Origin of the sequence: Vibrio panuliri (assembly GCF_009938205.1) — a bacterium.
GTDB lineage: Bacteria > Pseudomonadota > Gammaproteobacteria > Enterobacterales > Vibrionaceae > Vibrio > Vibrio panuliri.
Genome location: NZ_AP019654.1, coordinates 2070928 through 2082749, shown reverse-complemented (window position 1 = coordinate 2082749; position 11822 = coordinate 2070928). Strand labels below are relative to the sequence as shown.

Genomic DNA, 11822 nt, shown 5'->3' with positions numbered 1-11822 from the left:
TGATGAAACCATGTTCCTTAAGGAGAGTAAATGGCGATAGATCACGGGGGCAAGCTCAATCAATTTGCCCGAAAATATCACAGTGATCCAAAGGATTGGCTTGATCTTTCAACAGGGGTTAGCCCTTTTCCTTATCCTGTTGAGAGCATTCCTTTGTCGGTATGGAATCGTTTACCAGAGGTAGACGATGGCTTGGCTGTCGCTGCGAAAGAATACTACGGCGCGCCTTGCTCACCCTTGGCCGTTGCGGGGACACAAGCCGCAATTATGGTGTTGCCCAAGTTGGTCACTTTATCATTGGGACGATGTGGCACTGTCGCACTACCGCGTATAGGTTACAAAGAACATCAACATGCTTGGCAAGAAATGCGCTTGGGTGAGAATCAATGGCGTGTGGAACTCTATGATGACTTGCAATCCCAGCAGCAAATTGAGCACTGTGATGTGGTGGTGATTATTCACCCTAATAATCCCAATGGGCGATGTTACCAGCCTTCGGAGTTGATGCATCTCGGTGACATCATGACAAAAAAGGGCGGTTTTTTGGTTGTTGATGAGGCGTTTGTCGACTGCACGCCAAATGTCTCGCTGTTTAATCATATGCAAGAAAGGATGTTGTCTGGCGTTATTGTGCTGCGCTCGGTCGGGAAGTTTTTTGGCTTGGCAGGCGCGCGGGTCGGTTTCGTTTTTGCTCAGCAAACAACGCTTGACCAAATGCAGGATCTCCTTGGACCATGGACTGTAGCGGGCCCCGCACGTTGGGCCGTTAAACAAGCGTTACTAAATAGGGATTGGCAAACCCAAGCGCGGAAAAACATCCACTTTGCTTCGCAAGCCTTAAATCGGCTACTCGACCAATATTTACCGTCAGAGAGAGTGGGAACCGATCTATTTACCACAGTCTACTTACACGATGCACGTCAGTGCCATGAGTGGTTGTGTCAAAGCCGAGTACTAACCCGACTGTGTGATGAGAACAACGCATTGCGTTTTGGTCTGCCGGCAAATCCACAGCAGTTTGCAACACTTGAAGCGGCGCTGCTCAAACTCTCTGAGCGTCGCAACAGAGCGCTCGACTTACCCCAAGGAGACAATGGATGAACCCTGACATATCTAATTCAACCAAGGTCTGCTGTCCTGCGCTGGTCGTTGCTGCCCCTAGTTCTGGCAGTGGAAAAACGACGGTGGTGGCAGCGATTGCTCGCTACTTTACAAATCAGGGCAAGAGAGTGCGGGTGTTTAAAACTGGACCAGACTTTATTGACCCAGACTTTTTAGCGTTTGCGTCTCGTCATCCGGTCTATCAACTGGATTTTTGGATGTGTGGCGAAGAACATTGTAAAGCGATGATCGCCAAAGCGGCGCAGCAAGCGGACTTAATTCTGATTGAAGGTGTCATGGGGATGTTTGATGGTCAGTGCTCCAGTGCAGATATTGCGGCAACATTGGGTATTCCCGTGTTGGCTGTGATTGATGCAGGTGCAATGGCTCAGACCTTTGGTGCGATAGCTTATGGGCTGGCGCATTTCCGTTCAGACATTGATATGTATGGTGTGTTTGCCAATCGAGTGGGCTCATCTGCTCACGCTCAAATGCTAAAAGATTCGCTGCCACACTCATTAGCTTTTTGTGGCTATCTTCCAAAAAATAGTGGCCTAACTTTACCCGAGCGACATCTTGGACTCGTACGAGCTTCAGAGTTGGACGACCTTGATCAAAGGCTCGATCTTGCGGCTGCGCTGCTTGCCGAGCATGGGGATATCCATATGCCACCGGCAATTGAATTTGAAGCGCTTGCTGAAAATCCTATCCCCCGGCAGTTGGTAGGTGTGACCATTGCGATTGCTCGAGACAATACGTTTTGCTTTCTCTACCAAGCTAATCTTGAACTGCTTGAGCAGATGGGGGCAAAGATCGTTTACTTTTCACCACTTGCTAGAGAGGGGCTTCCGGATTGTGATGCGCTGTATCTACCGGGCGGCTATCCAGAGTTATATCTTGATAAGCTGGCAAGTAACACTCAGTTGTACGCTCAGATTGCGCAGCATATCGAGACCAACAAACCGGTGCTTGCCGAATGCGGCGGTATGCTTTTTTTGAATAAAACCCTAACAGATTGCAGTGACCAGATTGGCGATATGTGTGGGGTGTTGGATGCACACTCACGAATGGAGAACTCACTGCAAGCGCTGGGCTTGGTAGAAGGGGTATTTGAGGCAAGCTTGCATGATGCAGCATTGCGAGGACACACATTCCATTATTCAAAAACAGACTCGAATGAAGAGGTGTTATGTCATCCTATCTCACAAAGAGGAAAGAAACTTGATCCGGTGTGGATTCACCGCAAAGTGGTGGCATCGTATGTTCATTGGTATTTCCCTTATAACGCTGCGTTGACAGCGAAAATTTTCAAAGGTGAGATTTGAAACTGGTCTTGTTACGCCATGGGGAGACAAGTTGGAACATCGAGCGTCGTATTCATGGGTGGCTTGATAGTCCTTTAACTCCAGCAGCTATTGAGCAAATCAATCATATTCAGCTTCCCACTGCCGCCAGTTTTGTGGTGTGGAGTAGTGACTTGGGGCGTGCGGCTCACACCGCGCAAATTCTTGCCGATAAGTTGGGCACACAAGTTAGGTATGACGTTCGCTTGCGTGAGCGTAACTTTGGCTTGCTGCAAGGTGAGCAGATTGATAAAAAACCGCAGTTAAAAGCCGCTTGGCAATGGTATCACCAGCGCTATCACAAGCCGTGTAATGGCGAGTTTTGCGTTGAGGACGAGAGCGTGTTTGAGCATCGAATTCGCACATTTCTCTCGGGTTTATCATCTGGCCATGCGCAGGATTTAGTGGTGGTTGTCGGACATGGGGAGTGGTTGCGGGCAGCGCTCAACCTGATTAATGGTCGCGTGTCATGGCATCAAGGTGACGGGATTATCAAGCAAGCAGAACCTATCTTTTTCGACTGTCTACCTCCAGCTTTAAGTGAAGCCTAACAGCTTACTTAAGGTGTCTGTCCTTATAACTCTTATTGATTTACAGAGATATTAAAGCGTCTGTCCCTATAAGCATTAAGTGAAGCCTAACAGTTTACTTAAGATGTCTGTCCTTATAACTCTTATTGATTTACAGAGATATTAAAGTGTCTGTCCCTATAAGCAGTTCCTTTAGGTAGAGGTGTGTGTCCCTATAAAAACGGGTATCGTTATGGATACCCGTTTTGTTCGCTACACTAGCAACAACCCGTCGTTTCAATTACGGCGAGTTTGTCGAGATAGGGTTGCAGATCGCCAATATTTTCGGCTACCCAAGATGGGTTGTAATAGGTATCCAAATAACGTTCGCCACTGTCACATAATAGAGTGACGATCGAACCTGTCTCACCACGCTGCTTCATTTCGCACGCTAATTGTAAAGCGCCATAAAGATTGGTGCCGGTGGAGGCACCTACTTTTCTACCCAGCAGCGTTTCTAGCCATTGCGCGGTGGCAACTGAGGCGGCATCGGGGATTTTTCGCATTTCATCGACCACGCCTGCGATAAAGCTTGGCTCAACGCGCGGACGGCCAATACCTTCAATTCGACTGCCTTGATCAGAGGTAATGTCACAGTTTCTTGTTTGGTAGTAGTCATAGAATACGGAATGTTCTGGATCAACGACGCACAGACGAGTGGTATGTTTCTGATAACGAATAAATCGTCCAATCGTTGCTGATGTACCGCCAGTGCCCGGGCTCATCACAACCCAAGTTGGTACTGGATGATCTTCGAGTTTCATTTGGTTGAAGATCGAATCCGCGATGTTGTTGTTACCGCGCCAATCTGTCGCGCGTTCTGCATAAGTGAACTGATCCATATAGTGACCATTCAACTCTTTAGCCAAACGGCGGGACTCGGCATAAATTTGGTCAGAACGTTCTACAAAATGGGCTTTACCACCGTAAAATTCGATTTGTTCGATTTTTTTTCGTGCGGTCTTTTGTGGCACGACAGCGATAAAGGGTAAGCCAAGTAGTCGAGCAAAGTAGGCTTCTGAAACCGCGGTGCTACCAGAGGAGGATTCAATAATGGTTGTGTTCTCGTCAATCCAGCCATTACTGAGTGCATAGAGAAATAGTGAACGAGCGAGACGGTGTTTCAGTGAACCCGTTGGGTGGGTACTTTCGTCTTTTAAATAGATATCGATACCCTGAATACTAGGTAAATCGAGTTTAATTAGGTGCGTGTCGGCCGAGCGTTGGTAATCTGCTTCGATTTTACGTACCGCATTGTTGATCCAGTCATGGTGATTAGGCATTGGCTTTCTCCTCAATTTGCTTAGGTATAATTTAGCCAGAATTGAGGAGAAATACTTTGCTTTGTTTCCTACAATTTCATACGCGAGTAGAAAATTTTTCTATTAACTAAGGTAAAATAAGCGTTGTGTTTTATTGTTGCGCCTATTGGTGGAATTAAAGTGCTAGCTGGTAAAGCGCATAACCCCTTCTTGAACGGCAGTCGCAACCAAATCGCCTTGGCGGTTATAGATTTCACCGCGAACCAAACCACGGGTATTACTCGCAGTTGGGCTGTCGATAACATACAGCAACCACTCATCCATTTTAAACGGACGATGGAACCAAATAGAGTGGTCGATAGTCGCGACTTGCAGTTTTGGCGTAAGTAGTGAAACCCCATGAGGATGAAGAGCTGTGACAAGAAAACCCCAGTCAGACGCGTAACCCAATAGGTATTGGTGGATCAGTTGGTTGTCTGGTATTTCGCCATTGGCTTTCATCCAAAGATATTGTTTCGGCTCGACTTTTTCAGGTTTGAGTGGGTTGACCACGGTAACCGGACGCATTTCGATAGGCTTCTCTCCGCAGAATGTTTTCTGCAGCTTTTCCGGTAGGAAATGGGCGATTTTTGCTGCTAACTCAGATTCTGAGGCGAAGTTCTCCGGCCCTGGAATATCCGGCATGGTATTTTGGTGTTCAAAGCCAGGTGCTTCACCATGATAAGAGGCAGTTAGGTAAAAGATTGGGCGTCCATTTTGCACCGCTTTGACTCTGCGGGTGCTAAAACTGCGTCCATCACGTAGATTTTCGACATCGTAAATAATTGGCTTTTCCGGATCGCCAGGGTAAAGGAAATAGCTATGAAATGAGTGCACGGTGCGGTCTGGGTCTACGGTATAGCGAGCCGCTGAGAGTGCTTGGCCAATCACTTGACCACCATAGACTTGAGGAAGACCAAGGTTTTCGCTTTGCCCGCGAAATAGCCCCTCTTCCAGTTTCTCTAATTGCAGCAAACTTAGCAGTTCGTTAAGAGGTTTACTCATAGCGTTGTTTTCCAATATATATTTTTCTCAATTGACTTTAGCGTATAGCTAAATGAATGGCAGCTTCAAGCGCTTTGATTGCCTCTGACATAAAATCTAACATAGTTAATTGTTCGTCAAGAGACGCTAAATCTTCATGACACTATGCATAATCGCGACTATAATTTTCGCCGTATTCAATCTCATAGTGAGGCATTATGAAAAAAGCACTGATGTTAATGGCGTCGGTTGTTTTCGGAGCGACTCTAATCGGTTGTCAATCTGAACCAACTTCACAAGTTCAAATGCAGCAATCTGTTACAGGTACGGTCGCGTATCGTGAGCGCATTCTTTTGCCAGACAACGCGGTGGTGACCGTTCGTCTGCAAGACATCTCATTGGCCGACGCACCAGCTAAACTGGTGGCGGAACAAGTGATGGAAACCGAAGGCAAGCAAGTGCCATTTGCGTTTACCCTTGATTATGATGCAGACACCATTTTACCAGGCCACACTTATGCCGTTAGCGCGCGCATTGAGGTGAACGGTAAGCTTCACTTTACAACTGATACGGTATATCCAGTGATTAACGATGAAGCGAAAACACAACACCGTGATTTGATGTTAGTGGGCGTAGGGCGATAAGTAAACGCGCACTCACAACGAACCAATGGCAGCCTTACGGTTGCCATTTGTATTTTCGGAGGTTTATTTTTCCTTGTTCACTGCATTCCACACCTTCAGCATGCAGCCGTTTTTTTTGTCTTTCTAAGTCATTTCCTTTTAATGAAATTTGACCCTGACTGTTGACCACACGATGCCATGGTAGCTTTGAACCTTCGGGTAAGTTGCCCAGAGCTTTGCCGACATGGCGCGCATAGCCTGGATAACCCGCCATTTTGGCGACTTCGCCGTAACTCGTAATTTTTCCTGTGGGAATTTGTTGAATTACTGCAAAGATTTGCGCTAAAAACTGATCCATACTTATTGAGTTACTCTAGAGTAATATTAATAAAGTACCGATTAAGCAAGGGGATGCTTCGGTACTGGTTTCTAAAGGTCTATTAATACATAAATAACCGATTTCATAAATTCCAGGAAGGAATAAGGAGCGGGAATGTTGGTTTCTACCATACAGTTTTTCATAGCAGCACTACTATCTATAGTGTGTGCGCGAGTACTTGGAGTGAGTGAAGGAGACATTCCTTTAGTCGCTGTGCTGGTGCCTGCGCTGTGGCTCATCCAGAAACGCAGCTTTGCTTCTGCGGTCTTTTTTGTCTCCGTTTTGGTTTATGGTTTAACCCTGCCGCATCAGCCGATTACTCTGTCAGTGAGTGTCTGGATCCTCTTTCCGTTGTTGATGGTGATCTCTTCCAAACGTTCAAACCTTGTTGCGGTGGCAATTTCAGCGCTTATTGTGTTGACGTTGCAGGTCGGCATCATGTCGACGCAAACCTCAGGTAAGTTGGAAGGTTCAGCGGTGATGACAGGTTTTCAAACTCTGGCGGTTATCTTCATTTGGTGGTCTGCGAGTCACTGGAAACCAGCCAAGGAGCATCGCTGGTGGGTATTGGTGTTACTTCTTCCGCTCTGGGTGGCGCAGTTTACTTACGGTATTTTGTTTGCCTTGTCGGCGATAGGGATAATGTCGTCGTTGGAAAGTTTGTTAAGAAACAAAAGCTTCAAATGGGGAAAACTGATGTGTTGGACTTTGCCAACAGTGGGCTTTGCCGCCTTGGTCATTAGCCCGCAAGTTGAAGTTCCTAATCCTGTTTTCGTGGTCTGGCTGTGCTTACTTGGTACAGCATGGATTACCGACTACGTGCTTCAAACTGCGGAGTATAACGAAGAAATATGAGAGTTGTTGCTATTCATGGCTGTTGTTTATAGCGACTTTGTGACACAATTGTTTGATATTCATACAGCGAATTTGGCGTGTAAGCGTATAAATCAGTTCAACTAAATTAGCGACGCGACATTTCTCTGACAGTTGGAACAAAGGTTAGGCTAGGATTGCTACAACACACTCTTCTATGGATAGTAGCGTTATGTTTCTCGCTTCCCCTATATGCTGCCAATAGCATCCGGGTTGGTATGGAAGCGGACGATATTGTTACGCGTACTTTATTTAATGCAGTTTCTGAGCATTTTGAACTGCCGATAGAGTACGTCTATTACCCAAGTTTCAACGATATCCTTACTGCTATCGAAACGGGAGAGAGTGACTTCGCGGCGAATGTTACCTTTACCGAAGCTCGTCAAGAGCGATTCGACTTCTCAAGCCCCACCAATATCGAATACACCTACCTTTACAGCAGCAATGGCGCCACGCTAAGCAGCATTACAACGGTTGGAGTGCCTCACGGTACCATCTACGGGGATTTGATCGTCAAGAATTATCCTGAGCTTAAGTTGATAGAGTACAGTGGGCACCTTGAAGCCCGACAGTTACTTGAGCAGGGGAAAGTGGAAGGTGTGGTGGATGCGATAAATCAGCTTAAACCTATGCTGCTGGCAGGGTTTGATGCGAAGTTGCTCAATCACCAAATATCGATCAAGCCTGTGTCTCTAATCGCAACGAAAGGACTGCACTCAGAGCAATTGCGCCAGTTCGAACAGTATATTCACACCGCGAAAGTGCAGAAAGCGTTGCGAGAATCTGTTGAGGATTACCAGTTCGAGTTGCGTCAATCGGCGTTGCGGGAGATGGTGACTCGCGCTGGTATTGATAGAAATCAGCCGTTAAGAGTCAAGATAGAGCATACGGGGCAGTATGCTACCTATCACGATAATGGCAGCGTGACTGGGGTCACTCCCGAAGTGATATTCTCTGCCTGTCAAATCTTGCTACTTGATTGCCAGTTGGTGAGCCACAGCAATGAGACTTGGGAATCAATGTACGATGACTTTTTATCACAGCGCATCGACGTGTTGTCTCCCATCGCTATTTCTGAACCCCGTAAAAGCATTGCCCATTTTAGCCTGCCTTATTACACCTCTACTGGAGTAGTCATCAAGCGAGAGGGGTACAAAGACAACGTCTACAGCAGTGTCTCTGAGATGATTGTCGAGAAAATAGGCGTGGTGAGGGATGATATTTACCACGAGGTATTAGAGGAAATGTTGCCGCAGAAAAGACTCTATACCTACAACAACGACAGCGAGCGACTAAAAGCCTTGCTCAGTAGGGAAATCGACTATTTGGTCACCACGCGCTCCAGCTTTAACAAGATCTTAAGAGAATCAGAGAATGTGCTGCCAATTGTGGAGGATAAACTTATTGGCGAGTTTTACTCTAACGATATTGCGATAGGGTTCCCTAAAACAGCACTGGGCTCATCGTTGGCGCCGTTGTTTTCGCAAGCGATTACCATGCTTGACCTTGAACGTATTGTGAACAATCACTATATATTGCCTGACTGGAGGGCGACGTTGCAAAGCGAGCAAAAATTGGCTCGACTCAGCTTATCGATCATTATTTTGGTTTTGTTTGCCTCACTGCTACTTAGTTTTTATCTCAACCACCAATCCAACACTGACAACTTAACCAAGTTAAATAACCGTAGAGCGCTTAAACGCCGTTATAGCAAAGGTGTACCGCCGGAAGCGACAGTGATTTACCTCGACGTAAACAAGTTTAAGCCAATCAATGATACTTATGGTCACGAGATTGGTGATCAAGTCTTAAAGAAATTAGCGAGAAACATTATTCGTTACTGGACAGGGCGCAGTTACCGCATTGGTGGCGATGAGTTTATTCTGGTTGGCGTGGTGAATGGTGTTGAGCTGGGGCATGCTTTACTGCACTTGCAAAAAATCAAGTTTTCCTCGCGAACAAACGACATCACACTCGATGTTTCGGTGGCCTTCGGTGTCTCTAAACCTCGCGGCGAACTCATGTCACTTGAAGATGTGATGCATGAAGCGGACTTGTCGATGTATTCAAACAAACGCAAAGCCAATCATGTAGAGACGAAGTTACTTAAGTCTCAACTTCAAACCAGATTAGATGAGTCTTTGGTGTCATGATGTCCGCGTTGGATTTCGTTTAGATATCATACGCAACTGATTAATTGCTAGGCACTTGATTTAAAAACCGCATTTTTCTTCATTGATGGGGTTGCATTGCCCGCACCGATACCAGATAATCCCCTCACTCTCTGGTTAAACAGAGATGAACTATGGAGGTCTGGTCCTCTCGCAACAATAGCTCGTGAACTCGGTCAGGTCCGGAAGGAAGCAGCCGCAGCGGGTGACTTGTGTGCCGGGATGTGGCTGGGTCTCCACCCAATTTAGAAAAGCCGCTTTTAGAAGCGGCTTTTTGCTATCTGTAATTCCTGTTTTTCTCGGGACACACACCGCAACACCTCCTCATTGTTTTCTTTGCTCGTAAGACACACACTGTTCTTAGGACACACACCATTCCTTTAGAGATCAAATAGGGACAGACGTGACAAAGAAAGGAAAGTATGATTTGCTGATACTCTTGTTGGAGTTTGACTCGACGAAGATTGTCATCGCGCCTTACGATCTTATTCTGACCAGACAAATCACTGTTTGGGTTACCAAATGACTACCGCAAGAAAGCACCAAGTCTCTGTTGATGCAACTCCATATTATCATTGCGTTTCCCGCTGCGTTAGACGCAGTTTCTTATGTGGGATTGATCCGTTCACGGAGCGAAGCTACGAGCACCGGCGAGAGTGGATAAAACGGAAAATCGAGTGTCTTGCGCAAGTGTACTGTATTGACGTTTGTGCTTACGCGATTATGAGCAACCATTACCATCTAGTGGTTCATATCAATCGAGACAAAGCACAGTCGCTCTCTCACTTTGAAGTGGTTGAACGTTGGCGGCAGGAGCACAAACTGCCAAGCCTAGTGTCACGTTGGTTAAACTCGGAGTTGACCAGTCGTGCAGAAATAGAGGCCTCATTGACCATCATTGAATCATGGCGAACTCGTCTGTGGAGCCTGAGTTGGTTTATGAAAGAGCTGAACTTTGATATTGCTTGCCAAGCGAATAGGGAAGATGAGTGTCGAGGACATTTTTGGGAAAGCCGATTTAAAAGTCAGGCGCTATTAGATGAGCAGGCTTTGCTGACAGCAATGGCATATGTTGACTTAAATCCGCTCAGGGCTGGCGAGGCTGAAACACCAGAAAATGCCGAATTTACCTCCATTCGAGCAAGAATGGTGGCTTTAAAAAGAGGTCAAGAAACTGCGCCGTACCTTTATCCATTTACTGGAGTTTCTGCTAAGGAGTGCCAAAACGGAATTCCATTTAGACTGTTGGACTACATCGAGCTTGTTGATTGGAGCGCAAGACAATATCGTGAAGGCAAAGCATCAATGAGCTTAAATACGTTACCGATATTACAACGTCTTAATCTTACGCAATCGACCTGGCTTATTGCATGCAAGCAACTGGAACGACAGCGGTGCACGGCGGTAGGGTGTAGCCGTACGATTGAGCCTGCTAGGCGTGTATTCAATAAAAAGCGTATACATCTGTTTCGTCTCGATGGTTAACTAGCTTAAATCGAGCAGTGCTGATGGTTCTTAACGACCGAATCGAAGCATTGAACGCACAAATCTTTTATCTTCAGTTTTTTCCAGCGAGTCCGCAATACGATGCGAACCAATGTCACTTGCTGATATCCATTCTTAGTTTGAAATCGAGGACGAGTTCGCTAGTTGCGGCGATTTCGAGCTTTCTTGAAGTGTCTGTCCTTCTAGCATTTAAGTATTTTAGTCATTTGCTAGCCGGAACTTACGGCTTTTGTTTGAGGTGTCTGTCCTTTTAGGCTTGTCCTAGAGTTTTCTGTTTGTGGTGTGTGTCCCTGTATAAGAAAGTATTCCTACCTAGGAAGCGCTGTAGTCGATTGTGAGAGGTGTAGCGGCGATACAGTATAACTTCAGGCTAATTACACCGTACCGCCTTATAGGGCTATTTGAGTGGCAAAACAGTGGTGAACTTGAGTGATTCCATAGCAAACGTAGAAGTCACGTTAGTAAGTCCATCAACCTGATTGACCAATTGCTTATAGAAACGGTCAAATGCGGCCATGTCTTCGACTTGCACCCGCATCATATAATCGTATTCACCAGCCATGCGATAAAAGTCCATAACTTCAGGCATATCAAACACGGCAAGTACGAATCTTTCATACCATGCATGTGAGTGGTCACAGGTTTTTACTTGCACAAAAGCGGTGAAGTTGATGCCGATCTTATCGGGATCAAGCAGTGCAACACGCTTGGTGATTACCCCTTCTTCTTCTAGACGCTTCAATCGCTTCCAGCAGGGGGTTGTTGTTAGGTTGACCGTTTTTGCCAATTCGTTTAATGGCATGGTCGCATCTTCTTGTAAAGCGGCTAGCAACAGCCGGTCTACTTTATCTAATTTGACTCGCTCTCCCACCTTGTCCTCACATTGCTCATAAAGTTGATAAGTAATATTTACTATAAATTCACAAAATCAGGGAATTTTCGTGATCAAGATCACTCATTGTGTTTTTGTCG

The 11822-nt window shown here is 46.1% G+C and carries 11 protein-coding genes and 1 other RNA gene; 8 read left to right on the top strand and 4 right to left on the bottom strand.

Features of this window, described 5'->3' with window-relative positions:
- Positions 1-30: 30 nt before the first annotated feature.
- The 3 genes from cobD to GZK95_RS09390 are packed head-to-tail and all read left to right on the top strand — an operon-like array spanning position 31 to position 2995.
- The gene (gene cobD, locus GZK95_RS09400) at positions 31-1101 is read left to right on the top strand and encodes a threonine-phosphate decarboxylase CobD (RefSeq protein WP_075716448.1); all 1071 of its coding nucleotides are present in this window, start codon (positions 31-33) and stop codon (positions 1099-1101) included.
- The gene (locus GZK95_RS09395) at positions 1098-2426 is read left to right on the top strand and encodes a cobyrinate a,c-diamide synthase (RefSeq protein WP_075716449.1); all 1329 of its coding nucleotides are present in this window, start codon (positions 1098-1100) and stop codon (positions 2424-2426) included. Before cobD ends, GZK95_RS09395 begins: the two co-directional genes overlap by 4 nt.
- Positions 2423-2995: a histidine phosphatase family protein gene (locus tag GZK95_RS09390; protein ID WP_075716450.1), complete on the top strand. Its 573-nt coding sequence runs from the start codon at positions 2423-2425 to the stop codon at positions 2993-2995. Before GZK95_RS09395 ends, GZK95_RS09390 begins: the two co-directional genes overlap by 4 nt.
- A gap of 236 nt (positions 2996-3231) precedes the next feature.
- On the opposite strand, the gene GZK95_RS09385 is transcribed toward GZK95_RS09390, so the two are convergent.
- Both GZK95_RS09385 and tesB read right to left on the bottom strand, forming a co-directional pair.
- Positions 3232-4296, bottom strand: coding sequence for a PLP-dependent cysteine synthase family protein (locus GZK95_RS09385; protein WP_075708045.1), 1065 nt, complete (start codon positions 4294-4296; stop codon positions 3232-3234).
- A gap of 162 nt (positions 4297-4458) precedes the next feature.
- A complete protein-coding gene (gene tesB / locus GZK95_RS09380; RefSeq protein WP_075708043.1) occupies positions 4459-5319 on the bottom strand; it encodes an acyl-CoA thioesterase II in 861 nt (286 codons plus the stop codon).
- Between the two features lie 197 nt (positions 5320-5516).
- Here tesB and GZK95_RS09375 point away from each other — a divergent pair, with 197 nt between their 5' ends.
- Positions 5517-5942, top strand: a complete 426-nt coding sequence (locus GZK95_RS09375) for a YbaY family lipoprotein (protein WP_075716451.1) — start codon at positions 5517-5519, stop codon at positions 5940-5942.
- Positions 5943-5976: 34 nt separating this feature from the next.
- Here GZK95_RS09375 and GZK95_RS09370 read toward each other — a convergent pair whose 3' ends face one another.
- On the bottom strand, positions 5977-6279 hold the full coding sequence (locus tag GZK95_RS09370) for a DNA base-flipping protein (protein ID WP_075716452.1): 303 nt from the start codon (positions 6277-6279) through the stop codon (positions 5977-5979).
- Positions 6280-6414: 135 nt separating this feature from the next.
- On the opposite strand from GZK95_RS09370, the gene GZK95_RS09365 reads away from it, so the two are divergent.
- From GZK95_RS09365 to GZK95_RS09350, 4 genes are all read left to right on the top strand, one after another.
- Positions 6415-7155: a VP0952 family biofilm-associated protein gene (locus GZK95_RS09365; protein WP_075708037.1), complete on the top strand. Its 741-nt coding sequence runs from the start codon at positions 6415-6417 to the stop codon at positions 7153-7155.
- A gap of 236 nt (positions 7156-7391) precedes the next feature.
- Positions 7392-9326, top strand: a complete 1935-nt coding sequence (locus tag GZK95_RS09360; RefSeq protein WP_075716453.1) for a GGDEF domain-containing protein — start codon at positions 7392-7394, stop codon at positions 9324-9326.
- Positions 9327-9484: 158 nt separating this feature from the next.
- An RNA gene (gene ffs, locus GZK95_RS09355) (signal recognition particle sRNA small type) lies at positions 9485-9581 on the top strand.
- 285 nt (positions 9582-9866) lie between these two features.
- Positions 9867-10829, top strand: coding sequence for a transposase (locus GZK95_RS09350; RefSeq protein WP_171972123.1), 963 nt, complete (start codon positions 9867-9869; stop codon positions 10827-10829).
- A gap of 418 nt (positions 10830-11247) precedes the next feature.
- Here the strand turns inward: GZK95_RS09350 and GZK95_RS09345 are convergent, their stop codons facing one another.
- The gene (locus tag GZK95_RS09345) at positions 11248-11721 is read right to left on the bottom strand and encodes an Lrp/AsnC family transcriptional regulator (RefSeq protein ID WP_075708033.1); all 474 of its coding nucleotides are present in this window, start codon (positions 11719-11721) and stop codon (positions 11248-11250) included.
- Positions 11722-11822: the final 101 nt, after the last annotated feature.

What these genes read in the sequence shown, in the direction of transcription:
- GZK95_RS09360 (WP_075716453.1), top strand. Translation starts at nt 7,392, where the DNA reads ATGGAAGCGGACGATATTGTTACGCGTACTTTATTTAATGCAGTTTCT.
- GZK95_RS09365 (WP_075708037.1), top strand. Translation starts at nt 6,415, where the DNA reads ATGTTGGTTTCTACCATACAGTTTTTCATAGCAGCACTACTATCTATA.
- tesB (WP_075708043.1), bottom strand. Translation starts at nt 5,319, where the DNA reads ATGAGTAAACCTCTTAACGAACTGCTAAGTTTGCTGCAATTAGAGAAA.
- GZK95_RS09375 (WP_075716451.1), top strand. Translation starts at nt 5,517, where the DNA reads ATGAAAAAAGCACTGATGTTAATGGCGTCGGTTGTTTTCGGAGCGACT.
- GZK95_RS09370 (WP_075716452.1), bottom strand. Translation starts at nt 6,279, where the DNA reads ATGGATCAGTTTTTAGCGCAAATCTTTGCAGTAATTCAACAAATTCCC.
- GZK95_RS09385 (WP_075708045.1), bottom strand. Translation starts at nt 4,296, where the DNA reads ATGCCTAATCACCATGACTGGATCAACAATGCGGTACGTAAAATCGAA.
- GZK95_RS09350 (WP_171972123.1), top strand. Translation starts at nt 9,867, where the DNA reads ATGACTACCGCAAGAAAGCACCAAGTCTCTGTTGATGCAACTCCATAT.
- GZK95_RS09395 (WP_075716449.1), top strand. Translation starts at nt 1,098, where the DNA reads ATGAACCCTGACATATCTAATTCAACCAAGGTCTGCTGTCCTGCGCTG.
- cobD (WP_075716448.1), top strand. Translation starts at nt 31, where the DNA reads ATGGCGATAGATCACGGGGGCAAGCTCAATCAATTTGCCCGAAAATAT.